The organism is Ruegeria sp. AB8 (assembly GCF_056542605.1).
On the sequence record NZ_JBQGAB010000015.1, the window covers coordinates 61,432 to 82,052 of the forward strand.

General features: G+C 60.3%; 28 protein-coding genes. 9 read left to right on the forward strand and 19 right to left on the reverse strand.

Features of this window, described 5'->3' with window-relative positions:
- Genes ACR0CG_RS15920 through ACR0CG_RS15935 form a run of 4 tightly spaced genes read right to left on the reverse strand, consistent with a single transcriptional unit; the run spans position 1 to position 4,473 of the window.
- Positions 1-1,341, reverse strand: coding sequence for an NAD(P)/FAD-dependent oxidoreductase (locus ACR0CG_RS15920; protein ID WP_480526179.1), 1,341 nt, complete (start codon positions 1,339-1,341; stop codon positions 1-3).
- The gene (locus tag ACR0CG_RS15925) at positions 1,338-2,834 is read right to left on the reverse strand and encodes an aldehyde dehydrogenase (RefSeq protein ID WP_480526181.1); all 1,497 of its coding nucleotides are present in this window, start codon (positions 2,832-2,834) and stop codon (positions 1,338-1,340) included. The genes ACR0CG_RS15920 and ACR0CG_RS15925 overlap by 4 nt, the downstream gene beginning before the upstream one ends.
- Positions 2,835-2,837: 3 nt before the next feature.
- The gene (locus tag ACR0CG_RS15930; RefSeq protein ID WP_480526183.1) at positions 2,838-3,755 is read right to left on the reverse strand and encodes a dihydrodipicolinate synthase family protein; all 918 of its coding nucleotides are present in this window, start codon (positions 3,753-3,755) and stop codon (positions 2,838-2,840) included.
- 7 nt (positions 3,756-3,762) lie between these two features.
- Positions 3,763-4,473, reverse strand: coding sequence for a GntR family transcriptional regulator (locus ACR0CG_RS15935; RefSeq protein ID WP_170612034.1), 711 nt, complete (start codon positions 4,471-4,473; stop codon positions 3,763-3,765).
- Between the two features lie 172 nt (positions 4,474-4,645).
- Here ACR0CG_RS15935 and ACR0CG_RS15940 point away from each other — a divergent pair, with 172 nt between their 5' ends.
- Positions 4,646-5,596 (forward strand): GlxA family transcriptional regulator, encoded by a 951-nt coding sequence (locus tag ACR0CG_RS15940; RefSeq protein ID WP_480526185.1) that lies wholly within the window; start codon positions 4,646-4,648, stop codon positions 5,594-5,596.
- Positions 5,597-5,918: 322 nt separating this feature from the next.
- Here the strand turns inward: ACR0CG_RS15940 and trmD are convergent, their stop codons facing one another.
- The 13 genes from trmD to ACR0CG_RS16005 form a co-directional block, all read right to left on the reverse strand.
- Entirely contained in the window at positions 5,919-6,734 is an 816-nt protein-coding gene (gene trmD, locus ACR0CG_RS15945; RefSeq protein WP_480526187.1) for a tRNA (guanosine(37)-N1)-methyltransferase TrmD, read from the reverse strand.
- The gene (locus tag ACR0CG_RS15950; RefSeq protein ID WP_480526189.1) at positions 6,731-7,546 is read right to left on the reverse strand and encodes a hypothetical protein; all 816 of its coding nucleotides are present in this window, start codon (positions 7,544-7,546) and stop codon (positions 6,731-6,733) included. The genes trmD and ACR0CG_RS15950 overlap by 4 nt, the downstream gene beginning before the upstream one ends.
- The gene (rimM, locus tag ACR0CG_RS15955; protein ID WP_480526191.1) at positions 7,546-8,049 is read right to left on the reverse strand and encodes a ribosome maturation factor RimM; all 504 of its coding nucleotides are present in this window, start codon (positions 8,047-8,049) and stop codon (positions 7,546-7,548) included. The genes ACR0CG_RS15950 and rimM overlap by 1 nt, the downstream gene beginning before the upstream one ends.
- A complete protein-coding gene (locus tag ACR0CG_RS15960; protein ID WP_170805713.1) occupies positions 8,042-8,179 on the reverse strand; it encodes a hypothetical protein in 138 nt (45 codons plus the stop codon). The genes rimM and ACR0CG_RS15960 overlap by 8 nt, the downstream gene beginning before the upstream one ends.
- Positions 8,180-8,195: 16 nt before the next feature.
- The gene (gene bluB, locus ACR0CG_RS15965; RefSeq protein ID WP_480526193.1) at positions 8,196-8,831 is read right to left on the reverse strand and encodes a 5,6-dimethylbenzimidazole synthase; all 636 of its coding nucleotides are present in this window, start codon (positions 8,829-8,831) and stop codon (positions 8,196-8,198) included.
- A gap of 13 nt (positions 8,832-8,844) precedes the next feature.
- Positions 8,845-9,225 (reverse strand): 30S ribosomal protein S16, encoded by a 381-nt coding sequence (gene rpsP / locus ACR0CG_RS15970; RefSeq protein ID WP_480526195.1) that lies wholly within the window; start codon positions 9,223-9,225, stop codon positions 8,845-8,847.
- A gap of 65 nt (positions 9,226-9,290) precedes the next feature.
- Complete coding sequence (locus tag ACR0CG_RS15975) at positions 9,291-9,587, reverse strand: chorismate mutase (RefSeq protein ID WP_039541590.1); 297 nt, start codon at positions 9,585-9,587, stop codon at positions 9,291-9,293.
- Positions 9,584-10,123, reverse strand: a complete 540-nt coding sequence (locus ACR0CG_RS15980) for a GNAT family N-acetyltransferase (protein ID WP_480526197.1) — start codon at positions 10,121-10,123, stop codon at positions 9,584-9,586. The genes ACR0CG_RS15975 and ACR0CG_RS15980 overlap by 4 nt, the downstream gene beginning before the upstream one ends.
- Complete coding sequence (locus tag ACR0CG_RS15985; protein ID WP_480526199.1) at positions 10,120-10,656, reverse strand: GNAT family N-acetyltransferase; 537 nt, start codon at positions 10,654-10,656, stop codon at positions 10,120-10,122. Before ACR0CG_RS15985 ends, ACR0CG_RS15980 begins: the two co-directional genes overlap by 4 nt.
- A complete protein-coding gene (locus ACR0CG_RS15990) occupies positions 10,653-11,204 on the reverse strand; it encodes a GNAT family N-acetyltransferase (protein WP_480526201.1) in 552 nt (183 codons plus the stop codon). The genes ACR0CG_RS15985 and ACR0CG_RS15990 overlap by 4 nt, the downstream gene beginning before the upstream one ends.
- Positions 11,201-11,758: a GNAT family N-acetyltransferase gene (locus ACR0CG_RS15995; protein ID WP_480526203.1), complete on the reverse strand. Its 558-nt coding sequence runs from the start codon at positions 11,756-11,758 to the stop codon at positions 11,201-11,203. Before ACR0CG_RS15995 ends, ACR0CG_RS15990 begins: the two co-directional genes overlap by 4 nt.
- On the reverse strand, positions 11,755-13,260 hold the full coding sequence (gene ffh, locus ACR0CG_RS16000) for a signal recognition particle protein (RefSeq protein ID WP_480526205.1): 1,506 nt from the start codon (positions 13,258-13,260) through the stop codon (positions 11,755-11,757). Before ffh ends, ACR0CG_RS15995 begins: the two co-directional genes overlap by 4 nt.
- A gap of 162 nt (positions 13,261-13,422) precedes the next feature.
- The gene (locus tag ACR0CG_RS16005) at positions 13,423-13,941 is read right to left on the reverse strand and encodes a hypothetical protein (protein WP_480526206.1); all 519 of its coding nucleotides are present in this window, start codon (positions 13,939-13,941) and stop codon (positions 13,423-13,425) included.
- A gap of 88 nt (positions 13,942-14,029) precedes the next feature.
- On the opposite strand from ACR0CG_RS16005, the gene ACR0CG_RS16010 reads away from it, so the two are divergent.
- Complete coding sequence (locus tag ACR0CG_RS16010; protein WP_480526208.1) at positions 14,030-14,560, forward strand: prolyl-tRNA synthetase associated domain-containing protein; 531 nt, start codon at positions 14,030-14,032, stop codon at positions 14,558-14,560.
- Positions 14,561-14,720: 160 nt separating this feature from the next.
- Here ACR0CG_RS16010 and ACR0CG_RS16015 read toward each other — a convergent pair whose 3' ends face one another.
- Positions 14,721-15,302, reverse strand: a complete 582-nt coding sequence (locus ACR0CG_RS16015; RefSeq protein ID WP_480526210.1) for an FMN-dependent NADH-azoreductase — start codon at positions 15,300-15,302, stop codon at positions 14,721-14,723.
- A 119-nt stretch (positions 15,303-15,421) separates the two neighbouring features.
- On the opposite strand from ACR0CG_RS16015, the gene ACR0CG_RS16020 reads away from it, so the two are divergent.
- From ACR0CG_RS16020 to ACR0CG_RS16030, 3 genes are read left to right on the forward strand one after another with little or no spacing between them, the layout of a single operon-like run.
- Complete coding sequence (locus ACR0CG_RS16020; protein WP_480526212.1) at positions 15,422-16,300, forward strand: LysR family transcriptional regulator; 879 nt, start codon at positions 15,422-15,424, stop codon at positions 16,298-16,300.
- Entirely contained in the window at positions 16,297-17,235 is a 939-nt protein-coding gene (locus ACR0CG_RS16025) for a DMT family transporter (RefSeq protein WP_480526214.1), read from the forward strand. Before ACR0CG_RS16020 ends, ACR0CG_RS16025 begins: the two co-directional genes overlap by 4 nt.
- Before the next feature lie 60 nt (positions 17,236-17,295).
- Positions 17,296-17,709 (forward strand): universal stress protein, encoded by a 414-nt coding sequence (locus ACR0CG_RS16030; protein ID WP_170612001.1) that lies wholly within the window; start codon positions 17,296-17,298, stop codon positions 17,707-17,709.
- Positions 17,710-17,715: 6 nt separating this feature from the next.
- Here ACR0CG_RS16030 and ACR0CG_RS16035 read toward each other — a convergent pair whose 3' ends face one another.
- Positions 17,716-18,048: an ArsR/SmtB family transcription factor gene (locus ACR0CG_RS16035; RefSeq protein ID WP_170619201.1), complete on the reverse strand. Its 333-nt coding sequence runs from the start codon at positions 18,046-18,048 to the stop codon at positions 17,716-17,718.
- An 83-nt stretch (positions 18,049-18,131) separates the two neighbouring features.
- Between ACR0CG_RS16035 and ACR0CG_RS16040 the strand changes: the two genes are divergently transcribed.
- From ACR0CG_RS16040 to ACR0CG_RS16055, 4 genes are all read left to right on the forward strand, one after another.
- A complete protein-coding gene (locus ACR0CG_RS16040) occupies positions 18,132-19,043 on the forward strand; it encodes a DMT family transporter (RefSeq protein WP_480526217.1) in 912 nt (303 codons plus the stop codon).
- 184 nt (positions 19,044-19,227) lie between these two features.
- Positions 19,228-19,560: an AtpZ/AtpI family protein gene (locus ACR0CG_RS16045; RefSeq protein ID WP_170611995.1), complete on the forward strand. Its 333-nt coding sequence runs from the start codon at positions 19,228-19,230 to the stop codon at positions 19,558-19,560.
- 2 nt (positions 19,561-19,562) lie between these two features.
- Complete coding sequence (locus ACR0CG_RS16050) at positions 19,563-20,321, forward strand: F0F1 ATP synthase subunit A (protein ID WP_170611993.1); 759 nt, start codon at positions 19,563-19,565, stop codon at positions 20,319-20,321.
- Between the two features lie 48 nt (positions 20,322-20,369).
- Positions 20,370-20,594, forward strand: coding sequence for a F0F1 ATP synthase subunit C (locus tag ACR0CG_RS16055; protein WP_005981269.1), 225 nt, complete (start codon positions 20,370-20,372; stop codon positions 20,592-20,594).
- Positions 20,595-20,621: the final 27 nt, after the last annotated feature.

Genomic DNA, 20,621 nt, shown 5'->3' on the forward strand with positions numbered 1-20,621 from the left:
TCATTCCTTGCCTGACCGCCATTCCTTCCACATCAGGTAGGTGTTGGCGCCCAGCGAGGCGAAGGGTTCGGGCGGCAGGCGCGGAAGCTCCGGTTGGGCCAGAAAATGACTGGCAATGTCCGACCCGCCCTGCAGGATCAGCTCGGCAATGCCCATTCCCTGCAATGTCCCGCGGGCAATGCCCAGCCCGTTTTGGCAACAGGCGGAATAAACCCCGTCGTCCAGTTCGCCAAAAGCGGCCGCGCCATTGCGGCTGAGGCACAGCATTCCGGCCCAGCGGTGTTCCATTTTTACGTCCGGCAAATGCGGAAATCTCTCGCGGAACTTGCGGTCATGCACCCAGCCCGCATTGCGCAGGCGCATGTTTGTGGTCTCGATCGAAGGATGAAAGCTGGAACAGGTCCGGATCAGGATCCGGTCGCCATAACTGCCCGAGATGCGCCGCACGGATGTTCCCATCGGATCTGCCGGTGTCACCGACCAGCGAGATTGCCCACCCAGCGTTTTGATCTGAGCGTCGGTCAGAGGCGCTGACAGTGACGCGTAAAGGCAAATATGCATCAGCCGACTTTGGTAGAACCCAAAGCTTTCGACATGCCCATTGTTGGCCAGCACAATCCGTCCGGTCGTCACCCGGGCTTTTGGGGTCGTGACAACCCAGCCGTTTCCCTGTTTTTCGAAGCCTGAAACCGGTGAGTTTTCGAACACATCAACTTGTCCGGCCAGATGTGCTGACAATGCCCGGATATAGGCTGCGGGCTGGACCATGACAGTCCCCGGCGCAAACAGGCCCGAGGTGTAATGTGGACTGCCCGTGAGTTCCTGCATCTGTTGCTGATCGTAAAGGGTGCAGGGTTCGCCCAGCCGTTCCAGATGCGCGGCATATTCGCGGTTGTGCAGATCGCCTGACGGGGTGGCAGCGGCGTTGAATTTGCCGCAGGGATCGAACACTTCATCGGACAGGACACAGTCCTCGGCCACCTGCCGCGCAAAAGCGATGGCCTTTCGGTTCAGCGCGATGGTGGCCCTGTCGGCCTCAAGCCCGTCGCCCGCGTAATTGTCCGAGGCCAGATCATGCGGCAAATCGATCATGAAGCCCGAATTCCGCCCGGCTGACCCTTCCGCGAACCGCCCGGCCTCAAGCACGGCAATCTTCAGGGAAGGATCAAGCTGGTGCAGGCGTCGCGCCGTGCTGAGGCCCGCAAACCCGCCGCCAACGATGGTGATGTCGGCGCTCAGGTCCTGTTGCATCTCAGGAAGCGGTGTCTGAGCGGGCAGAATGGCATTCCACCCCGCCGCGCCGGTTTGGCGCGGCAGCCGTTTTGCTTCGTACCGGCTCAATCCACTGCCTCGTCCGCATCGTCGGCCAGATCGATCCAGATTGTTTTCAACTGGGTGTACTGGTCGTGTGCATGGACCGAGTTGTCGCGGCCACCAAAGCCCGACTGCTTGTATCCCCCGAATGGTGTGGTGATGTCGCCTTCGCCAAAGCTGTTCACCGTGACTGTTCCCGCCCGGATTGCCCGCGCGCCACGAATGGCGCGTTTGGCATTGGCCGTGAAGATCGAGGCGCACAAACCATAATCGGTGTCGTTGGCGATCTTGATGGCCTCATCAAAGCCCGACACTTCGATTACCGACAGAACCGGGCCAAAGATTTCTTCCCGTGCCAAGGTGGCGTCGTTGCCGGGGACTTCGACGACCGTGGCTTCGACAAAACCCTTTTCCGCCTTTCCGCCAATCACGACGCTATCGGCCTGATCCAGATAGCTGCAAACCTTGTTGTAATGGCCTTCGCTGACCAGCGCACCCATGCGGGTTTCCGGGTCCAGCGGGTCGCCGATGTTCCATTGTTTGGCGTGATGGGCGATGCGCTCCAGCAGCTCGGCCTTCACATCCTTGTGCACGATCAGACGTGATGAGGCCGAGCAGTTCTCGCCCATATTCCAGAACGCGCCATTGACCACGTGCGCCGCCACGCGGTCGAGGTTTTCGGCATCCTCCATCACGATTGCGGGGTTTTTGCCGCCCATCTCCAACACCACTTCCTTGGCGTTGCTTTCGGCGGAGTAGGTCAGGAACCGCTTGCCAGTCACGGTGGAGCCGGTGAAGGACACCATGTCGATATCCATATGCCGCCCGATGGGCTCGCCCACGTCGGCGCCGCCACCCGGAACGATGTTCAGAACACCGCGTGGCAGTCCGGCCTCCATCGCCAGTTCGGCCAGGCGCAGCGCGGTCAGCGTGGTTTCTACCGCCGGTTTCACCACGACCGAACAGCCCGCCGCCAAAGCAGGCCCGATCTTCCACGCCAACATCAGCAGCGGGAAGTTCCACGGCAGCACCAAGCCCACAACACCGATCGGTTCACGCACGACCATGGCAATGTGATCGTCGCTGGCGGGGCTGACCTGATCGTATATCTTGTCGATCGCCTCGGCATGCCATTTCAGGCAGTGGATGGTTTCAGGCACGTCCACGGTTTCGCAGTCATAGATGGTCTTGCCGCTGTCGATGCTCTCCATCACCGCCAGTTCGCGGGCGTTGCGCGTCATCAGCTTGCAAAGCCGGATCAGCACGTCCTTGCGCTGGGACGGGTGCAGTTTCGACCAGCGCCCATCGTCAAACGCCGCGCGCGCCTTTTCGACGGCGAAATCCACATCCTCGGTTCCGCAGGCCGCGATATCGGTCAGCTTATCGCCGGTGGCCGGGTTTACGGTCTCAAACGTCTTGCCGGACATCGCCGGGCGGAATGCGCCATCAATGAACGCGCCGGTCGGCAGCTCCAGATTGGCAGCAATGGATTTGTATTCGTCCCTAGTGTGCAATCCCATGCCTTAACCCTCCGCCACAATGTCTGCGATTTTTTGTCTGAGAACACGCGTCACCTGTTCCAGCGCGCGCTTGTCGTCCTTGTTGAGACCCTTCAGCGGAGGCCGCATCGCGCCCGCGTCGATCCCGTTCATGGTCACGCCATGCTTGATGGTTTGGATAAACTTGCCGCCCTGTTCCAGCACTCGCATCAGCGGCATCATCGCGGACATGATCCGGCGGCCCTTGGCAAAGTTGCCTTCGATCACACAGGCGTTGTAGAGCGCCACATGCTCGGCAGGCAGGAAATTCGACCCACCACAGACCCAGAACGGTGCGCCCCAGGCAAAAAACTCGAGCGCCTGATCGTCCATGCCGCATCCCAGCTGGATATGCGGATAGTCCCGCGCCAGCAGGTGGACCCGGTTGATATCGCCCGAGCTTTCCTTGATGCCGCAGAAATTCCGGCTGCGGCCGACGCGGTCGAGGAACTCTTCGCCCATCATCGTGCCGGTGCGGTGCGGATAGTTGTACAGCATCACCGGCAGGTCTGCCGCCTTGTCGATGGCCAGTGCGTTCAGCGCGTTTTCGCGGTCGGTCGGTACCGAATAGGGCGGGCTGGCCAACAGGATGGCGTCTGCGCCAATCTCGCGCGCGCCCGCGGCCAACGCGATTGAATCCGGTGTCAGCATCGCACCGGTGCCGACCACAAGCGGCAACCGGCTTTTTAACTGCTCATGCGTGAATTTTGCCAGCTCAAGACGCTCGTCAACGGTCTGCGCATAGTTCTCGCCGGTCGAGCCGCCCGAGATCAACCCGTGCACACCATGTGCGATCAGGTATTCGATCACGTCGGACAGGGCGTCCCAGTTGACCCGGCCATCTGCGTGGTAGGGGGTTACGACAGGGGTGTAGATCCCCTCAAATCTGAAAATCGGGTTCATTCCGTCCTCATGCAGGTTTCGACAGGGGCGGGGCACCCATCGGGACATTCAGCGCCTCAGGCATCACAAACAGTTCGATCTGATCGCGCGACAGGTTCCAGTGATCGGTCGCCAGCTGCGAAGCAGCCACTTCATCGCGCGCTTCGATGGCGGCGATGATAGCGTCATGCTGGCGGCTCGCCTCGGACAGGTTTTCGGTCATTTCAACGCTTTGGGGGCGATAAAAGGTCATACCGATGCGGGCGTGATCGATCAGCAGCCGGTTGAACGACGGCAGCAGATAGACATTCGCCGACATCTCGCCGGTCACTTCGTGAAAGCGGTTGTTGGCCAAGGCACGATCCTCGGGCGACCCGGTCCGCAATGCCTCTTTGAACTTTTGCTGCGCCACCTTTAGGTCATCGATCTGCCGGGGCGTTGCGTTCAGGGCCGCCAGACGCAGAATTGCCCCATAGACCATCGGCGCGGCCAGAAAGAAGTCGCGCAGGGTGGTATAGGACATCTCGGACACGCGCGCGCTGCGGTTGGTGCGCAGATCCAAATACCCTTCGCCCGCCAATTGCCTGAACACCTCGCGCAGCGGGGTCCGGGACAGGCCAAAGGCATCCGACAGATGCGCCTCGTCAAGATCGGCACCGGGACGCAGGCGCAGGGTCAGAATGGACACCTTCAGGTGCTCCCTCAGGTCTGCCTTGCGTGATTTGCCGTCTTCTTTCATCCCAAATCCTTTGCCAAGCCCCGATGCATACCCTTGCGAATCGCGTGGGCGCCGAGTAGCTGGCCGATTTGTATTCGATAAAAATACAACTTGTATACAGTAAAAAATAGTGCAGCATCACCGAAACTTCGCCACGGGGTCGCAGGCCGACGCCCAGCAAACGGAAACCGACATGCAGCAGACGCAGCACATCACCTTCATATTGGTTGAGGAATTTTCGCATCTGGCGTTTTCATGTGCCGTCGAGCCATTGAGAATCGCCAATCTGGAAAGCGGGAAAGACCTGTACGAATGGTCCTTTGCATCGGAACATGGCGAACAGGCCGTTTGTTCAAATGGGTCCGTGACGCTGGTCCATTCCGGGCTGGATAAACTGCCCAAAACTGATCAGTTGTTCGTCTTATCCGGTATTCACATGCGCAAACACGTCACGCGCCCGTTGCTGGCTGCTTTGCGTCGCGAGCGTGCCCGCGGAACGCGGATCGGCGCGCTGTGTTCAGGCGCCTGGGTGCTGGCCGAGGCCGGATTCCTGGACGGAATGCAGGCCGCCATTCACTGGGAATACCACGACGCGTTCATGGAAGCCTTTCCCGAGGTGAATCTGGTGCGCAGCGTGTTTACGGCTGACGAAAAGCACATCACGGCATCGGGTGGCACCGCCACTGCGGACCTGATGCTGCACCTGATCGAAAAGGAACATGGCCGGGAACTGTCAGTCGCCGTTGCCGATCAGATGGTCTACAACGCGGTGCGTAATGCCACCGCAAGACAGCGCGTCTCGCTCCAGTCGCGCAACGGGATGCGAAACGCCCATCTGGCCAGGGCAATACGGATCATGCGCGACAGCATCGATGCACCGGTTTCGCCCTCGCAAATCGCCGGAGAAATCGGGATTTCCGCACGCCAGTTGGAGCGGTTGTTTGGTAAATACCTGAACACGTCCCCCAAGAAGTACTGCATGGAGCTGCGTATGGAACGGGCCCAGAACCTGCTGCTTCAGACCGAGGCCTCGGTCACCGAGGTTGCCTTGGCTTGCGGGTTCGAAAGCCCCGGGCATTTTTCGCGCGTGTACCGATCCAGTTTTGGCGTAACCCCGCATATGCAAAAGACAAAAATCAACTGATTACAAACAACGGCCGGTGCGCCTCGGACGGAATGGAGAGGATAATTGGGCGGGGGGAGCCTCATGACCAGATGACAATCAGACCGGTCAGGCGCTCACCCCCTGACCCTGCCCAGTTACCCCCTCGTTAAAACTGTACTGGTCAAATGGCAGGCAGGATTGATTGTTTTTGTCTCAGGAAAGGGGCGCAACTATTGCCAGATCGTGTCAGTTCTATGTAATTTTTTGTCGTATTTCTTCGAACTGTGGCATCCTCTTAAGAAATGCAGTCAGAAATTGAATAAATGGCCTTTGTTTCGCGCAAGCAGTTGGGTGAGACGGGTCACTCCGCTTCAGAATCGCCGCTCTTGGATTTGCTGTAGCTCTCCCAGATATCCGGACGCCTGTCCCGAGTCAGCTTTTCGGCCATGCTGTGGCGCCATTCAGCGATTCGGCCATGGTGCCCGGACATCAGAACGTCGGGAATCGGCCGCCCCTTCCATTCGGCGGGGCGGGTATATTGCGGATGTTCCAGCAGCCCCGACGAAAAACTCTCATCCTCGGTCGAAGCCTGATTGCCCAGCACGCCCGGGATCAGCCGGACCGTCGCGTCAATAAGGGCCTGTGCTGCAATCTCGCCCCCGGTCATGACGAAATCACCAAGCGAAACCTCCTGAACGCCGTAATGCTCCAGCACCCGTTCATCGACACCTTCGAAGCGGCCACACAGCAAGGTCATGCCGTCACATCGCGCCAGCGACTGCATCATGGCCTGGTTCATCGGCCGGCCGCGCGGACTGAGGTAGATCAGCGGCCAGTTGCCTTGAACGCCCGCCATCGCGTGTTCAATCGCCTCGCCCAGAACATCCGGGCGCAGGACCATTCCGGCCCCGCCGCCGGCCGGCGTGTCATCGACATTGCGGTGCTTGCCGACCCCAAACCGGCGCAGATCGATCGTTTCCAACTGCCACAACCCCTCTTGCAGGGCTTTGCCGGTCAGGCTTTCGCCCAACACGCCGGGGAAGGCCGACGGGAACAGCGTGATGATCCTGGCTTTCCACACGCCATGCAGATCGGGTGTCGGCGTTATCAATTCGCGTGGTTTCAGCGTGGGCCGGATCGCCTTGCGGCCATGGGATTTGTTGGGCTTGTCAGTCATGGGGTCCCGTAGATCTCATCCTGCACAGATTCGATGATCGCTGCTTTCTGACGGGTCAGCGCGGCCTCGTCCAGTCGTGACCGGTTCAACGCCAGAAGCTCGGTCAATGTGTCTTCCGGCAGGCTGGGATTGACCTTGTTCGGCGGTACAATCCGGGCGGTTTTGTCTCGTGACAACCTGAGAAACTCTGCAAATGGCGCACCGGGGCCAAAACGGCGCTGTAGCATGTCTTCCAGCCATTCCGACTGCACGGTGACCGATGGCAGCTTGTCCCGAATGTTGTTCACTGTGTCTTCAAGCGAGGGCAGTTGATCAAGGTTGGAACGGAAGGTTTCGAAATCCTGCACCATCCGCGTGCGTTGCAAATCATGCGCCCACAGGCTGCGCAGCCATGCGCCGCGCTGGCGCAGCGACAGATAGAGCGTAATGTCCAGATCCTCTCCGACCAGCCGCTGTCGGATCGAGTCGACGATACACGCGGCCAGATCCGGGGCCGCAGCGTAGCCCTGGCTCAGGTTGCGACTGGGGCGCAGGCCGCTGAAATTCTCTTCGCTCAGGATCAGCCCGCGTTTGGTTCCGAATTCCAGTGTATCCAGAAACTCGCGCATCTGGCCGCCAAACTCGGCCAGCGTTCCCACTGTCCCATAGACCGAGTGACGCGTGGCCGCACCGGACAGCCCCGTCTTGCGGGTCTTGTAAGGCAGCACCAGCGCGAAATGGGGCCAGATCAACTCGCGGTTTTCATACAGGAAGGACTGCGCCGCAGTGGTGCCTGTTTTGTGCAGACCCAGATGCAGCATTATCCGCCGCATTACAGTAGACCCTCCGGCGGGTCGGCGATGATACGACCCTGATCCAGATCGACCGTCGGCACGACCTCAAGCGTGAAGGGCAGCAGAACCGTGGTGTTCATCCCCGGCCCCTGCAGTTCCAGCAGGTCTGCCGCGCCATGGTTCTGCACCGATTTCACCCGGCCCAGAAGCGTGCCGCCGGTGTCATAGACCTCAAGCCCGATCAGGTCCGTATGATAAAACTCGTCATCCGGCAGCGAGGGCAACTGGTCGCGCCGCGCAAACAGGCGCAGGCCCTTGATCGCATCCGCCTGCTCCTTGGTTTCAATTCCACCCAGCCGCGCGGCAAAGCCGTTCTTGATCGTCCGGGTCAGCACAAGCGGATACCGCTCCGCGCCGCTTTCGTCGGTCAGCGGGGAATATGATTCGATGTCTTCGGGGGTCGCGCAGTAGCTTTTCAGCCGCACTTCGCCCCGCACACCGTAAGACCCGGCGATACTGCCTACACAGATCAGATCAGTCATTGGACCCTTCCACCGTCACACAAACTCCGTCCTGCCAGTCTCCGCGCGTGGCACAGGCGTCGCGCTGATTGCTGCGTTCGAAAAACACGCCAACAATAAAAGCGATCATCAGCAGGATGGGAAGCCGCATCAGCCCAAACATAAGTCTATCGCACCTCGACGGTCAGACTGTCCTGACGATTTTCCCAACCGGCACGCTCCAGTTCCGGCGTGTCTGACAACGCCTCGGGCCAGCCGATGCAAAAATACCCGATCAGGCGCCAGCTGCCCGGCACTTTCAGGTCCTGCGTCAACCGGTCGGGGTCCAGAATGGACACCCACCCCAACCCCAGCCCCTCGGCCCGCAGGGACAGCCAGAACAAGGTGATCGCGGTGACGACGGAATAGCGGCGCATCTCGGGCATCGTGCCTGCGCCCAGCCCCAGACCCTTGTCCGTGGCATCGTCGCAGAAGACAGCCAGTTGCACAGCGGCCTCGCGCATGCCCGACAACTTGAGGCTGCTGTAAAGCTGCGCCTTCTCGCCGGAGTATCCGGCAAGGGCCTCGGCATTCGCGGTCTGGAAATTCTCAAGCGCCGCAGTGCGGGCTTTTTCGCTTTTGACGCGGATCACGCGCCAGGGTTCGCTCAGCCCCACGGATGGGGCCAGTCGAAACGTGTCGAGGCAGCGCGTCAGCACTGCCTCGTTCACGGCATCGGCGCGGAACCGGCGCACATCGCGCCGGAGCCGCATCAGCAGATCGAACTGCGTGCGGAAATCATCACTGAAGGTCTGATCCTGCACGCGCCCGCCTTGCTTATTCTTCAGCAGCAGCTTCTTCAGCCGGTGCGGCAGCGGCTTCAGCAGCCTTTGCAGCTTTCTCTTCCGCGCGCTCCTGGGCTTTCTTGCCCGGGGTACCCTTATTGGGGTTGTTGCGCTCGGCCTTGTCGCGTGCGCCGGCTGCTTCCAGCATGCGTGCGATACGGTCGGTGGGCTGAGCACCCTGGTCCAGCCAGTACTGAATGCGCTCCATGTCCATTTTCACGCGCTCTTCGCTGTCTTTCGGCAGCAGCGGGTTGTAGGTGCCCAGTTTCTCGATGAAACGGCCGTCGCGGGGCATGCGGCTGTCAGCAGCCACGATGCGGTAGAAAGGACGCTTTTTCGAGCCGCCGCGGGCGAGACGAATTTTCATTGCCATGGTGGTATCTCCTTTGAATGGCATCACGCCAAAGGCGTGTCTTGTGAAAGCCGGGCAATCCCGGTTTAGTTCTGGTGTTTCTTATGGTGTCGGATGACTTCCTGAATGATGAAGTTCAGGAAAGCCTTGGCGAAATCGGGGTCCAGATCGGCCTCTTTCGCCAGGTCTTCTAACCGTGCGATCTGCGCAGCTTCGCGCGAGGGATCGGACGGGGGAAGGTCGTGTGCGGCCTTGAGCTTGCCAACGGCCTGCGTGTGCTTGAACCGCTCGCCCAGCGTATAGACAAGGATCGCGTCCAGCCGGTCGATGCTCTCGCGGTGATCCTTCAGCAACGCAGCAGCCTGTGTCACGGGGTTGGTCATCGGCCGGTCCTTTCGGAGGTCATTGGGTTAATCTGCGGGTGGCGCCAGATCTGGGCCTTTTTGCCCAGCAATTCACCGTCGCGCTCGTAGGTGGCCCCAAGCCGCCCGGCCAGGGCGCGCGAGCGGTCGTTCGCGTGGGCAATGTACGAAATGACGCCGTTCAGGCCCTGGTGCCGCGCCGCATAGGCCCGGGCCGCGTTCGCAGCCTCATAACCCAGACCTTTGCCTTCGGCCTCGGCCATCAGGGTCCAACCCAGTTCGGGTTCGGCCCAGCCGGGGACATCAATCATACCGGCCCATCCCACGAAGGCGCCACTGGCCTTTTCGGTCAGATGCCACAGGCCATAGCCTCTCAGTGCCCAGTGTCCCAGCCGGCTTGCCAGTGAACTCCAGCAGGCGAATTCATCCTTGGGTCCGCCAACCATATGGCTGCGTTCGGTCGCAAAGAATGCGGTCATTGCGGGCAGATCACCCAATTCGGGCGCGCGCAGGATCAGGCGCTCGGTTTCAATCGAAGGGATGGTGAATGTCGTCATGCGAGCCCCTCCGAAATCTGGTCGGGGCCAGGATGGCGGTACACCAGTTCGGTGCCGTGCGAGACGTTTTCGAAACTGCGCTCGTACTGCGCGCCCAGCCGCTCGGCCAGCGCGATCGAGCGTTCGTTGCCAGGAAAGATGTTCGAGCTCAGCGTTTCGAACCCCAGAACCTCATAGGCATAAAGGCGCACCTCTTCAGCGGCCTCACGGGCAAATCCCTTGCCTTCGCTTCCGGCGAACATGACCCAGCCCAGTTCCGGTTCGGGCCAGCCCTCCGGCGACCACAGTCCGACAAAGCCCACTGGCTGGCCGTGATGCGTTTCAACGGTCCAGAAGCCGTAGCCGTGCAGAACCCAATGGCCGATCATGCTGGCAAACCAGCGCCACGCCTGATTGCGGTCCAGCGGGCCGCCAAAGCCCCAGCTGCGGTCCTTGTCGGCAAAGAAATCCGCGACATTGTCGAAATCCCGCGCCTCGGGTCCGCGCAGGATCAGGCGTTCGGTTTTCAGGGTAGGAATGCAGAGGTCTATCATGCGTAGGCCTCCATCCCGCCATTCACCAGATCAGCCGGGGCAGGGTGCCGCCAGATTTCGGTTTTGCCGAATTTGGGGTGGTCATAGTGATATTCGAACTGCGCCCCCAGACGTTGGGCCACCGCCTTGCTGGCGTGATTATCCAGATCGATCAGCGAAATCGCCGTTTCCCACCCCAGCACGTCATAGGCATATGCCCGTGCGGTCAGCGCGGCTTCGGTCGCATAGCCCTTGCCGGTGGCGTGGTTCATCAGTGTCCAGCCGACCTCGGGCTCGGGCCAGCCTTCCGGACACCAAAGACCGATCCGCCCGACATAGGTGCCGGTGTCCTTTTCATCGACACTCCAGTACCCGTAGCCGCGCAACGCCCAATGGCCCAGAAGCGAGGCAACCAGACGCCATGTCTCATCCCGGCGCAGCGGACCGCCGACATATCTCGCGGCATCGCTGGCGAAGAACGCTGTATCGGCGTCAAGATCCGCTTCCGACGGCGCGCGCATAATCAGGCGCTCAGTCTCAAGGGTGGGTATGGCCAACGCAAGTGTCATGCCTGCACCTCGCCATAACGCCAGACATGCTGATCCGCGCCAAACGCGTGCTCTGCATTCACGTCCCGCACAGCGCCCAGCCGTTTGGCAAGTGCATTTGATCGGGTGTTGGATGCCGACACATAGCTAACGAAGCAACCCGATCCGAGAAGATCAAAGCCGAAATCGCGAACCGCGGCACAAGCTTCGGTCGCATAGCCCTGCATGCGATGATCGGCTGAAAACAGATAACCAAGCTCGGGTTCCTGATCGCCCCATTCGAGACCCAGAACGACAAAGCCAATGGCCACTTCCTGATCTCTCAATGCGGCCGTGAACAGGCCATGGCCATGCAGAAGCCAACCGGATGAATAGTACGAGAACTCGGTCCAGGCTTCCTGGTCGGTATCGCCAAAGCTTTCCTTGCAGATCGCTTTCCATAGCGGCAGATCATTCAGGGTAGGAGCACGCAGAACCAACCGCCGGGTCTCAAGGACCGGCAGAGCCGCGCGATACCGCGCTGCTGCCATCGCCGCCTTTCCGGACGGGGGCTGGGTGCAGCGTGCTGGCGTCACTTTTTCTTTCCGAACCCGCTGAGACCCGGGGGCAGAGCCATGCCGCCACCCATTCCAGGCATTCCGGGCATCTTGCCGCCCATTGCCTTGGCGGCCTGTTCCAGCGCCTTGGGGTCCATGCCAGCGGCCATTTCTTCGGGCGAGGGGCCACCTTTGCCGAACATGCCTTTCATGGCCTGTTTCAGCATCTTGCCTTTGCCCATCTTGCCCATCTTCTTCATCATGTCCGACATCTGCCGATGCATCTTGAGCAGCTTGTTGAGGTCGCTGACCTCCATTCCCGAACCGGCTGCAATCCGTTTCTTGCGGCTGGCCTGCAACAGCTGAGGATTGGCGCGCTCGCGCTTTGTCATCGACTGGATCATGGCGATCTGCTGGCGCAGAATCTTGTCGTCCAGACCGGCCTGATCCATCTGCTTGGCCATCTTGCCCATGCCCGGCATCATGCCCATCATGCCCTGCATGCCGCCCATCTGGATCATCTGCTCCAGCTGCATCTTCAGGTCGTTCATATTGAACTGACCTTTGACCATGCGCTTCATCATGCGCTCGGTCTGTTCCATCTCCATCGTTTCCTGGGCCTTTTCGACCAGAGCAACTATGTCGCCCATGCCCAGAATACGACCGGCGATCCGGTCCGGCTCGAAGGTTTCGAGCGCATCCATCTTCTCGCCCAGACCGACAAAGCGGATCGGCTTGCCGGTCACGGCGCGCATCGACAGCGCCGCGCCGCCGCGCCCGTCACCGTCCATCCGGGTCAGGACCACGCCCGAGATGCCGACCTTGGCGTCGAATTCTTCTGCCACCTCGACGGCGACCTGACCGGTCAGGCCGTCGACCACCAGAAGGGTCTCGCGTGGGTCGACCGCATTGCGGACCTGCTCGACCTCGTCCATCAGGACTTCGTCGATATGCAGACGGCCCGCGGTGTCGAGCATGTAGACATCATAGCCGCCCAGCGTTGCCTGCTGCTTGGCGCGTTTGGCGATATCGACAGGTTTCTGGCCTGGCACGATCGGCAGCGTATCGACGCCAACCTGCGTGCCCAGAACGGCCAGCTGGTCCATCGCCGCCGGGCGATAGACGTCCAGCGAGGCCATCAGGACCTTCTTGCCCTCTTTCTCTTTCAGGCGTTTGGCGAGCTTACCGGTGGTGGTCGTTTTACCCGAGCCCTGCAGACCGACCATCAGGATCGGGGCAGGTGGGTTGTCGATCTTCAGCTTGCCGGGGTCTTCTTCGCCACGCAGGGTATCGACCAGTGCGTCATGCACGATCTTGACGACCTGCTGACCGGGGGTGATCGACTTGGTCACTGCCTGCCCGGTCGCCTGTTCCTGCACCTTCTTGACGAATTCGCGGGCCACCGGCAGCGAGACGTCGGCCTCAAGCAGCGCAACGCGAACCTCACGCAGGGCGGTTTTGACGTCTTCTTCGGACAGAGCACCCTGTTTGGTCAGCCGGTCAAAGACGCCGGAAAGGCGTTCGGATAGATTTTCAAACATGCCTTCGGCCTCCTATGCCGTTTATCTGGTGGCACCTCCAAGGTAGGAAGCACCGGTTAAATGCACAATTGCCCCCACGGGCGTAACACGCTGGTGGGGGGCGATCCCTGAACGACTCAAGGGACCGGAAGATCGAGAGGCTTCCGGATGTTTGAGGGGGCTTTAGGCCGATTGACTGCCGGAGTCAACCTTGCGGGTCGGCAACCAGTTGTTAACGGCGTCAACCATGCGGTGTGATCCGCGCCCGCTGACATAGGCTTCGACAATCGGGTGGCGTCCAGCGCTCATTCCTTGGTTCAAAATCAGCACCGGCCGGTGAAGGTTGGAAGACCCGTTTTTGCCGGATGATCGCGTGGTTTCGATCTCTGCGTGGGACAGGTCCGCCAGCTTGTGCTCGACAGTGTCATAGCCAAAGACGGACTGACGGCGGATCAGGATACTGTTGGTGCGGCGGTCCAGTATGACCTGTACGCGGCGGACAAACGCGCAAAAGGCACCGAACCCCATCCCGCCACCGAACAGGGCGAAGAAGATACCGAATATAATCCCCTCGCCGCCTTCGCTGACCATGAACAGGCCGACGCCGACAAAGGCGAGGATGAAGAAGACCAGCATAACACCAATAAACCAGGGCGTGTTGGACAGGATCAATTGGTCCGGGGTATTGCGCGTCACCTTCATGCCGGCACGCTAACACCGAATTCTGGCACTGTCGTGGCTTGAATTCATCGCCATGTTGCGCCAAGAGCGCGCCAAACAGGAGGTTTCCATGGACGCATCATCCGCCTATCAGGACACGCTACCGTTCAGCTCTGACGCGTTGCTGGCGCAGTTGGATGATTGGGGGCTGTCCTATCGCCTGCATACCCACGTGCCACTGCGCACGGTCGAGGAGTCTCAGGCGGTCGAGGACCAGTTCATGATGCCGGGTGAAAATGCACTGCGGCTCAAAAACCTCTATCTGCGCGACAAGAAAAAGCGGAACTATCTGGTGACGCTGGAGCAAAACCGCGAGATTGATCTCAAGGCGCTGGGCGCCGAGCTTGGTATCGGGAACCTGTCCTTTGGCTCGGCGGATCGCCTGATGCAGAACCTTGGCGTCCGCCCCGGCGCGGTCAGCCCGCTGGCGATGATCAATGGTGTTCAGAACAACGTTCGGTTTTTCATGGATGGCACCGCGCGGCAGGCCGATGTGATCTACCTGCACCCGCTGGTGAACGACCGGACTGTGGCAATGGCGCGCGCCGACCTGATGGCGTTCTTCGACAGCATCGGCTGCCAGGTCACCTGGCTGCCCTGAGCGCAGGCCCGACGGCGCGGGCTTCCGGCAAAGGAACTAGGGAACAGAAAAAGCTAAGGGCTTCTTGCGGCGGGCTCGCGGTTTCTGCCAATCAAAAAATGTCCGGCCTACGCTTTTTGGACGAAGGCCGGACGTCTCGTTTGCGGCGGGCGACGGCCGGTCAGGCTGCCAGTTCCTGAACCGCCTTGTGGGCGTTGCTAAGCGACGTTTCGGCGTCCAGAGCCAGTTGGTCGGCGGCAACGACATCGACGTCATGGATGCCGACAAAGCCCAGCACATGCTTGGCGTAGTCGGTGGCAAAGTCGATCTCGGAGCCGACAGCAGTACCGCCCGAAGCAATGGCCAGAATGGCGCGCTTACCCTCCAGCAGGCCTTTTGGACCGTTTTCGGAGTACGAGAAAGTAAGCCCGGCTCTGGCAACCAGATCGATCCAGGCTTTGAAAGCGGCCGGAACCGAAAAGTTGTAGATCGGCAGGCCAATCACGATGATGTCGGACTGCTGAAGTTCGTTCACCAGTTCATCCGACAGGGCCAGTTGGTCACGCTGGACCGCGTCACGCTGATCGGCGGGGGTGAAGTTGGCATTGATCCAGTCTTCGGTCAGCAGCGGCAGCGGCGAGGCCAGGTCGCGGCGGATGATGCGGCCGGCCTTCAGGTGGTTGACGATCCGGTTTGACAGGTCGCGGGTGGCGGATCCTTCGCGGCGGGCCGAGGCGTCGATATGCAGGATGGTCTTGGTCATGTCATTGTGTCCTATTGATGTGGAATTCGCGTCTGCCGCCAATATGAGCGTTGCGTGGATGAACAAAACTCTGATAAGCCAACAGTCATTGTTGGAATTTGCACAGTGGATTTGATGCAGTGGACAATTGGGACGAAGTCAGAACCGCCTATCAGGTGGCACGCATGGGCACGGTCAGTGGCGCGGCAGAAGTTTTGGGTGTGCATCACGCGACCGTCATCCGTCACATCGACGCGATCGAGGCACGGCTGGGTGTAAAACTGTTCCAGCGTCACGCGCGCGGCTATACGGCAACGGATGCGGGCGAGGATCTTCTGCGCGTCGCACAGGCGACCGAAGATCAGTTCAATCAGCTGGTCGGGCGGATGAAAGGGCGTGGCGACGACGTATCGGGCGAACTGGTGGTGACGTCGCTGGCCTCGCTGGCGCCGCTGGTTGTTCCCGCCTTGACCGAGTTTCAGACTGCGCATCCGGGCCTGATCGTGCGTTACCTCACCGGCGACCGGCTGTTTCGGCTGGAATACGGCGAAGCGCATGTGGCCATTCGTGCCGGCGCCGCCCCGGATCAGCCGGACAATGTGGTGCAGCCCTTCATAACGCAGGAGGTGGGGCTTTATGCCAGCAAGTCTTACGTAGAGCGGCATGGCAAACCGGCACGTATCGAGGATTTCGCTGACCACTTTTTTGTCAGCACCGACGATGAAAACAGCCGTGCTCCGTTTTCGAAATGGTTGCGCGCGACAGCTCCGGCGCAGGCGATAACCTTTCGCTGCACCAACAACTTCTGCATGCGCGAGGCGGTTCTGTCCGGTGCCGGTATCGGCTTTATGGCCCGGTGGGAAGCATCGCGCGATCCGGAATTGGTCGAGGTTATGGAACCACTGCCCGAATGGTCGGGCAAGCTGTGGCTGGTCACGCATGTCGACCTGCACCGCACAACGAAAGTTCAGGCGTTTTTGTCCTTCCTCAAGGAGCAGGCCAAAGGCTGGCAGCCGTGACGTTTCAGGCCCGCGGGCATCTGGCGATGCTTGTGTTTTCCATGCTGGTGGCCGGCAGTTTCTCGCTGGGCTCACTCATAGCAAACCAGATTGCGCCTTCGGCGATCACGGCGGCCAGGTTCGCCATTGCGGCACTGGTGATCGGTGCCGTGGCGATGGCGACAACCGGCCTGCCACGCAGCGCCGCGCGCGCACCCTGGCGGTATTTCGTGCTGGGCGGGCTGTTCGCCACCTATTTCGTGCTGATGTTTTACGGCCTGAAAACCGCACCGCCGGTCAGCGCTGCTGCGGTGTTCACCCTGACACCGGTATTGTCCGCCATCGCGGGTTGGTTTCTGTTGCGCCAGATCACCACGCCCCGCATGGCGCTGGCCCTGGCGGTTGGGGCCGTCGGGGCGCTTTGGGTGATTTTCCGGGCTGACTGGCAGGCGTTCAGGGCCTTCGAGATCGGCGGCGGAGAGATCATCTATTTCTGGGGCTGTGTCGCACATGCGGTTTACACCCCGATGATACGCCGTCTCAACAGGGGTGAACCCGCCGTGGTCTTCACCTTTGGCACCCTTGTTGCGGGTTGCCTGATCCTGACGATCTACGGCTGGTCCGACATACGGGCGACGGATTGGGCAAACCTGCCTGCCATTGTGTGGATCGGGTTGCTCTATGTCTCGCTTTTTGCCACTGCCGCCAGTTTTGTGCTGGTGCAGTTTGCCTCGCTGCATCTGCCCTCGGCCAAGGTGATGGCCTATACTTATCTGACACCCAGCTGGGTCATCCTGTGGGAGATCGCGCTGGGCAACGGCACCCCAGTTGCACTGATCCTTGTGGGCGTGGTTATGACATGTGTCGCGCTTCTGATGTTGCTGAGGCCGGAAGAACCCGCAGGCGCAGTGCCTGCGACGGACACGGACGCAAATCCGGGCAAAACCGGCCCTTGAGGCAGATCAAGGTACATATATTCGAATTTCTCCATGCTTTTGGGCAAGGAGGAAGTCATCATGTACAACCACATCATGTTCCCCGTCGATCTGCATCTGCCGCCCGAGGTCCGCAAGGCGGCTGACGTCGCCGCGCAGGTCGCCCAGTGGCAAGGGGCCAGGATCACCATCGTCAGCGTGACCGGAACCCAACCGGGCGAACCCGGTCAGTCCGAGGCGGCCATCAATCAGGACCTACAGGATTTCGCCAGTGAACTGGCCGAGAAAAGCGGTGCCGAAGTGGCGTTCCGCAATATTCATTCCGTTGATGTCGGCGCTGAACTGGACGGTGATCTGACCCGTGCAGCCGACGAGATCGGCGCAGACCTGATTGTGGTGGGCACCCATGCCCCCCGGATCATGGACTATATCTTTTCAAGCCACGCCGGCTATCTGGCAAAACATGCCAGCGTGTCGGTGTTTGTCGTCCGGTAAGCTGGTTTAGTCCTCGGGCGTGGGCAGTTCAATCTCCAGAAATCGTTCGAACGCATCCAGGTTGACCGGTTCGAACTGCCCGAAGCCCTGCATCCAGACGGATGCCGCCCGCAGCGCATCGGGTTCCAGCTTGCACCATTTCACGCGGCCCCGTTTTTCCTGCGAGATCAGCCCGGCCCTGGTCAGGATGACCAGATGCTTCGAGATCGCGGCCAGCGACATCTCGAACGGCTCAGCCACGTCTGTGACCGCCATATCATCCTCCAGCAGCATCGCCAGAATGGCGCGCCTGGTCGGGTCGGCGAGGGCAGCAAATACGGTGTCGAGTTGGTCGGACATTTGTCTTTCCTAATACGCCGCATCCGGTTTGACAATTTCCGCCAAACCGTCACTGTGCCCCGGCGACCGGACGGGGGAATGCAATGGCACTCAGATACTGGCTGGTGATCAGCATCCTTGGCATCGGCTGGGGCATGTCCTTCATCTTCAACGCCATTTTGCTGCGGGAACTGGGGCCGCTTTCGGTGTCGATGGGCCGGGTCGCCTTCGGTGCGCTGGGGTGCTGGGTTTACGTCGCGGGCGCCCGCCTGCCGGTTCATCTGACCACAAGGAGGGCGCTTGGGCTGTTGGGCTTTGGTGCGCTCAGCTATGCCGGACCATTCGCGTTTTACGCACTGGCACAACAGCATATCGCTTCAGGCGTTGCCGGGATCGTCAACGCAACGACACCTGCCTTTGCTGTCATCGTCTCGCATTACTGGCCGGGTGGTGAGCGCGCGACATGGCTGAAATCTCTCGGGGTCGTCTGCGGCTTTTCTGGCATTGTGCTGCTGTCATTGCCTGTACTGCGCGCCGGGGCGACGTCCGAGTTCTGGGCCATCCTGCTGACCGTTTGCGCCCCGATCTGTTATGCGTTCTCCTTCAATCTCGCGCGGGCTTTCCGCGACATGCAACCCGTGGTGCTGGTTGCGCTGGCCCTGACAGGTGCGACGCTGGCCATCACACCGCTTGCGCTGTGGCAGGAAGGGCTGCCACATGTGACGCGGACCGAGACATGGCTGTCGCTGATGATGATCGGATTTGTTCTGACCTCGGCCGCCTTTATTGCCTTCTACTGGCTGTTGCCCAAGGTCGGACCCACCAACATGTCGACCGTGACGCTGGTTGCACCGGTCTCGGCGCTGGTGCTGGGAACTTGGGTGCTGGGAGAGGTGCTGCTGCCCGAACATCTGATGGGCATGGCGGCGATCCTGCTGGGCCTGTTGCTGATCGACGGGCGTATTGTTCGGCGCTGGCGGCTCAGGGTGCAGGACAAAGATCAACCAACAGGTTGAATATGCGGAATCCGGCATTTTGCCGGGGATTGGGCAATTCGCGACGATCATGCGGGATTCTAATTTGAAAATATTATTAATAATAACAGTAACTTGAGTGGCAAAATGCTGACCCTTCAAGATCGTTGACTCTGCGCCCCGTGCGCCTTAGCACCATGCCCAAGACTGTGCGAGGAAAACGCCCGTGACCGATGACGACCAAAAGCAGCGTATGGCGCAGCTGGAGGCCAAGATCGATGCGGCGAAAAAGGCCAAACAGCCAAAGGCCCGCGCAGATGCTGACATTTCCGGGGGCGAGCTTGCCTGGAGGATGGTCATCGAAATGGTATCCGGTCTGGGGATCGGATTTGGCATCGGATACGGGCTGGACAGCCTGCTCGGGACGATCCCGATCTTTCTGGTGCTGTTCACATTGCTGGGCCTTGTCGCGGGCGTGAAGGTTATGCTCCGCAGCGCGAAAGAGGCTCAAGAGAAACAAGCGGCGGCGACGGCTGCCGAGAAGGACGAGAGGGACTGAACGTGGCGACTGAGACCACCGCAGCAGAAGGCAGCAGCCTGGTATTCCACCCGATGGACCAGTTCATCGTCAAGCCGTTGTTCGGCGACGGTGCGGTGGGCATGTTCACAGTCACCAACGTGACGCTGTGGCTGTTCTTCGCGGTGCTGGCTGTTGCGGCTCTGCTGGTTTTGCCCACATCCAAACGCGCGATTGTGCCCAGCCGGATGCAGTCGATCGCCGAGCTGACCTACGGCTTCATCTACAAGATGCTGGAAGACATCTGCGGCAAGGAAGGCGTCAAGTTCTTCCCCTATGTCATGACCCTGTTCATGTTCATCGTCTCCGCGAACTTCCTGGGCCTGATCCCAACCTCGTTTACAACCACGTCACACTTCGCGGTCACCATCCCGCTGGCGCTGGCCGTGTTCCTGACCGTGACCATTCTGGGTTTCGTCAAGAACGGTGCCGGGTTCCTGGGCCTGTTCTGGGTCTCGAGCGCGCCACTGGCACTGCGCCCCATTCTGGCGATCATCGAGCTGATTTCGTACTTCGTGCGCCCCGTCAGCCACTCCATTCGTCTTGCCGGTAACGTCATGGCAGGCCACGCGGTTATCAAGGTGTTCGCGGGCTTTGCCGCGGTTGCCGTAATCTCGCCCGTGTCCGTTCTGGCGATCACCGCAATGTACGGCCTCGAGGTCCTGGTGGCCTTCATCCAGGCCTACGTATTCACCATTCTGACCTGTGTTTATCTGAAAGATGCGCTGCATCCTTCGCACTAAGGTCCGATACCCCAACATCGAAACTTCCAATTCGTAAGGAGATACATCATGGAAGGCGATCTCGCACACATCGGCGCAGGCCTGGCAGCAATCGGTTCCGGCGCAGCCGCAATCGGGGTGGGCAACGTTGCAGGCAACTTCCTGGCCGGCGCCCTGCGCAACCCTTCGGCGGCTGCATCGCAGACCGCAACCCTGTTCATCGGTATCGCATTCGCAGAAGCCCTGGGGATCTTCGCATTCCTGGTCTCGCTGCTGCTGATGTTCGCCGTCTAATCTGCGGAACCTGATCCTTACGCGCAG

Coding starts and splice junctions, on each gene's coding strand:
- ACR0CG_RS15925 (WP_480526181.1), bottom strand. CDS start 2,834: ATGGGATTGCACACTAGGGACGAATACAAATCCATTGCTGCCAATCTG.
- ACR0CG_RS15930 (WP_480526183.1), bottom strand. CDS start 3,755: ATGAACCCGATTTTCAGATTTGAGGGGATCTACACCCCTGTCGTAACC.
- ACR0CG_RS15935 (WP_170612034.1), bottom strand. CDS start 4,473: ATGAAAGAAGACGGCAAATCACGCAAGGCAGACCTGAGGGAGCACCTG.
- ACR0CG_RS15940 (WP_480526185.1), top strand. CDS start 4,646: ATGCAGCAGACGCAGCACATCACCTTCATATTGGTTGAGGAATTTTCG.
- trmD (WP_480526187.1), bottom strand. CDS start 6,734: ATGACTGACAAGCCCAACAAATCCCATGGCCGCAAGGCGATCCGGCCC.
- ACR0CG_RS15950 (WP_480526189.1), bottom strand. CDS start 7,546: ATGCGGCGGATAATGCTGCATCTGGGTCTGCACAAAACAGGCACCACT.
- rimM (WP_480526191.1), bottom strand. CDS start 8,049: ATGACTGATCTGATCTGTGTAGGCAGTATCGCCGGGTCTTACGGTGTG.
- ACR0CG_RS15960 (WP_170805713.1), bottom strand. CDS start 8,179: ATGCGGCTTCCCATCCTGCTGATGATCGCTTTTATTGTTGGCGTGTTT.
- rpsP (WP_480526195.1), bottom strand. CDS start 9,225: ATGGCAATGAAAATTCGTCTCGCCCGCGGCGGCTCGAAAAAGCGTCCT.
- ACR0CG_RS15975 (WP_039541590.1), bottom strand. CDS start 9,587: ATGACCAACCCCGTGACACAGGCTGCTGCGTTGCTGAAGGATCACCGC.
- ACR0CG_RS15980 (WP_480526197.1), bottom strand. CDS start 10,123: ATGACGACATTCACCATCCCTTCGATTGAAACCGAGCGCCTGATCCTG.
- ACR0CG_RS15985 (WP_480526199.1), bottom strand. CDS start 10,656: ATGATAGACCTCTGCATTCCTACCCTGAAAACCGAACGCCTGATCCTG.
- ACR0CG_RS15990 (WP_480526201.1), bottom strand. CDS start 11,204: ATGACACTTGCGTTGGCCATACCCACCCTTGAGACTGAGCGCCTGATT.
- ffh (WP_480526205.1), bottom strand. CDS start 13,260: ATGTTTGAAAATCTATCCGAACGCCTTTCCGGCGTCTTTGACCGGCTG.
- ACR0CG_RS16005 (WP_480526206.1), bottom strand. CDS start 13,941: ATGAAGGTGACGCGCAATACCCCGGACCAATTGATCCTGTCCAACACG.
- ACR0CG_RS16010 (WP_480526208.1), top strand. CDS start 14,030: ATGGACGCATCATCCGCCTATCAGGACACGCTACCGTTCAGCTCTGAC.
- ACR0CG_RS16015 (WP_480526210.1), bottom strand. CDS start 15,302: ATGACCAAGACCATCCTGCATATCGACGCCTCGGCCCGCCGCGAAGGA.
- ACR0CG_RS16030 (WP_170612001.1), top strand. CDS start 17,296: ATGTACAACCACATCATGTTCCCCGTCGATCTGCATCTGCCGCCCGAG.
- ACR0CG_RS16035 (WP_170619201.1), bottom strand. CDS start 18,048: ATGTCCGACCAACTCGACACCGTATTTGCTGCCCTCGCCGACCCGACC.
- ACR0CG_RS16040 (WP_480526217.1), top strand. CDS start 18,132: ATGGCACTCAGATACTGGCTGGTGATCAGCATCCTTGGCATCGGCTGG.
- ACR0CG_RS16055 (WP_005981269.1), top strand. CDS start 20,370: ATGGAAGGCGATCTCGCACACATCGGCGCAGGCCTGGCAGCAATCGGT.